The 476-nt window shown below is 42.2% G+C and carries 1 protein-coding gene; it reads left to right on the top strand.

The genetic code is table 11. The features are described from left to right. Positions 1-121: 121 nt before the first annotated feature. A partial coding sequence (locus KUA55_RS18140) for an AAA family ATPase (RefSeq protein ID WP_218327771.1) occupies positions 122-476 on the top strand: 355 nt, incomplete at its 3' end.

Genomic DNA, 476 nt, shown 5'->3' with positions numbered 1-476 from the left:
AAAGATGCTAAGTTAGATCTAGACGATATGTCACTGCTACAGGAGCTGGATACTTATTTCACAAACGTGCAGAAACTAGACGAAACGTCTAGAACTCGCATACTAAAGAGAGCCGCTGAGTATGTCGATAGTAATTAATAAATTGACAATCAGCCATTTTATGTCGTATGCTGAGAACGTGGTGATCGAGTTTGATAATCACCGCGTAACTCAGTTAATCGGACGTAACGGGCTGGGTAAATCAACAATTGGTACAGCTCTAGAAGAGCTTCTTTATAATAAGAACTCACGCGGTATCAAGAAGGACGACCTGTTTAACTGGCATACTGGCTCTAAGTCCTATACGCTAGAAGGTCAGTTCACGAAAGACGGGGATGTATACAACGTTAAGAAAGTTGTAAAGTCAACCGCCAAAGTAACCCTCACTAAAAACGGTGAAGATATCAGTGGCCACACGGCAACCCAAACTTACAAGC

The sequence above is a fragment of the Enterococcus alishanensis genome, from assembly GCF_019218635.1.
GTDB classification, from domain to species: domain Bacteria; phylum Bacillota; class Bacilli; order Lactobacillales; family Enterococcaceae; genus Enterococcus_A; species Enterococcus_A alishanensis.
Note: the sequence above shows the minus strand (reverse complement) of the source record. Positions and strands in the feature narration are given on the sequence as shown.